At 60.4% G+C, this 2351-nt stretch carries 2 protein-coding genes; both read right to left on the bottom strand.

What is annotated here, in order from left to right; all coding sequences use genetic code 11:
• Positions 1-532 (bottom strand): GDSL-type esterase/lipase family protein (locus EHS19_RS02280; RefSeq protein WP_241677029.1); only part of this gene is annotated, 532 nt, incomplete at its 3' end.
• Positions 533-760: 228 nt separating this feature from the next.
• Positions 761-2086, bottom strand: a complete 1326-nt coding sequence (locus EHS19_RS02275; RefSeq protein WP_151916192.1) for an MFS transporter — start codon at positions 2084-2086, stop codon at positions 761-763.
• Positions 2087-2351 lie beyond the last annotated feature (265 nt).

Genomic DNA, 2351 nt, shown 5'->3' with positions numbered 1-2351 from the left:
TGTCGGTGGTCGACGTGGAATACGCCTGCGGAGACAGCGCGAAATAGACCGTGGGCTTGCTGGACAACGCCGTATAGGTATCGACCAGTTCCTTCGCCTGTGACAGATAGTTGGTCTCGTTCCAGATATCGTTCTTGGAATCGTTGGTTCCAAGCATGATGACGACCACATTGGGCTCGTAGCTCTTGGAATCCGTGAATTCCTGCGAATTCCAGTACGAATTGCTGGTGTTCTTCATCAGCGTGGCACCGGTCTTGCCGAAGTTGCGCACCTCGTAGCCGTTGCCGAGAATGCCCTGCAGAATCGCCGGGTAGGCGTCGGCGCCCTTGTTGCCGCTGGTGGACTTGTATCCTTCGGTCAGACTGTCTCCGACCGCGGCGACCTTGACCTTGCCGGTCGTTTCCTCGGCGAACGAGACGACCGGAATCGCGAACATCGATATGATCATCGCCACTACGGTGCACAGCGCGAGCCAAGCCGCGCCGAGCCTGCCGATGTCATCACCGCTGATGGCACGTATACGGGACTTCATGGGGGACCTCTCCGTCTTCCACTGCTGCGTGGATCTTCCTTTTCCACAATGGACGCAACGACGCGCCCGATTGTGGTCAAGTCTAGAGGCATTAATGGACACGTTCTTAACAAAATGCGCCACGTGACCATCGCATGCAGCATCAACGCCAAGAACAACGAAAAGGGGCGATCCCGCAACGCGGAACCGCCCCAATCATTCGGCGTCAACCAGCCGAATCAGAACCGACTACTTGGTGTAGTCCTCATCCTTGCTTTCCTTGATGAAGAACAGCGCAACCAGAGCGAGCGCCGCCATCACTGCCATATACCAGCCAACCGAAGCGACCGTACCGGTGGACTGCACCAGAGCGGTGGCGATCGACGGAGCGAACGCGCCGCCGAGGATGGCCGCCAGATTGTAGCTCAGACCGGCGCCGGAATAGCGCACGTTCGTCGGGAACAGCTCGGGCAGATACGCGCCGCACGGTCCGAACAGACCGCCCATCAGCGCGAAGCCGACGCACAGGAACACCATCACCGTGGCGACGTTGTGCTGCAGCAGCGGCGTGGCGAACAGCGAGAAGATCAGCGTACCGGCCGTGGTGAAGATCAGCACCTTCTTGCGGCCGATCTTGTCGGCGTACAGGCAGGAGACCATGATGAAGATCGCGAAGAAGACGACCGATGTCATCTGCATCGCCAGATACTCGTTCTGCGTGAACGCGGGCTTCATCACCTTGACGCCGTAGCTGAGCGACCAAGTGCCCAGCACGTAGAACAGCGTGTACGTGATGCCCATCGCGAACGTGCCCAGCACGACCTGCTTCCAGTACGGCAGCAGCGCGCGAAGCGGGTGCTTGACGACGCGGTCCTCGGCGGCGGCCTTGCGGAAGATCGGCGTCTCGGTCATGCGCAGACGCACGTACAGGCCGATCACCACCAGAATCGCGGAGCACAGGAACGGGATACGCCAGCCCCACGCCTGCATCGTGTCGGCACCGAGCGTGGTGTCAAGCAGCAGGTTCAGACCGTAGGCGCAGAAGAAGCCGATCGGAGCACCCATGTTCGGGAACGAACCGTACAGCGCGCGCTTGTTCGCCGGAGCGTTCTCCGTGGCGACCAGCGCGGCGCCCGACCATTCGCCGGCGAGGCCGACGCCCTGACAGGCGCGGCACAGGCACAGGATGATGATCGAGAAGATGCCCAGCTGCTCATAGCCGGGCAGGCAGCCGACCAGGAACGTGGAGATGCCCATCGTCATCAGGGCGACCACCAGCGTGGTCTTGCGGCCGATCTTGTCGCCGAAGTGGCCGAACAGCATCGAGCCGAACGGGCGGGCGAGGAACGAGACCGCGAAGGTCAGGAAGGCCAGCATCGTGCCGATGGCCGGGTTCGCCTTGGTGGCACCCGGGAAGAAGATCGCGCCGAAGTAGCTCGCGGATGCGATCGAATAGCAATAGTTGTCGTAGAACTCAATGGCCGTGCCAACCATCGAAGCGGCGATGATCTCGGGCACGGAATCCTTTTTCACCTGCGTATTCGCAGATTCAGCAGACGCGACTGCGGTAGTCATGGCGTCTAAACCCCTCATTCAAATCTCAGCATTCATAGGCGAAACACGCAGGCGCAGGATCAGGCGCATAACAACGGATTTCGCTAGAGACAACAGAGGGCGCGCCACCTAGCTTTTGGCCAGCGGTGACGCACACCGCTGTGCCAAGACTTGAGTGTGCACCACTGCCGTCCGAGGGGATAGCAAACGTTCACATGGTGGACACATATGGTGCCGATTTGGTTTCTCGATGCGGTCACAGGGCGCGCCTTCGGTCACAGGGAGC

Source organism: Bifidobacterium jacchi, from assembly GCF_009078285.1.
Lineage (GTDB): Bacteria > Actinomycetota > Actinomycetes > Actinomycetales > Bifidobacteriaceae > Bifidobacterium > Bifidobacterium jacchi.
This window is presented reverse-complemented; position numbering and strand designations above follow the sequence as displayed.

What these genes read in the sequence shown, in the direction of transcription:
- EHS19_RS02275 (WP_151916192.1), bottom strand. Translation starts at nt 2,086, where the DNA reads ATGACTACCGCAGTCGCGTCTGCTGAATCTGCGAATACGCAGGTGAAA.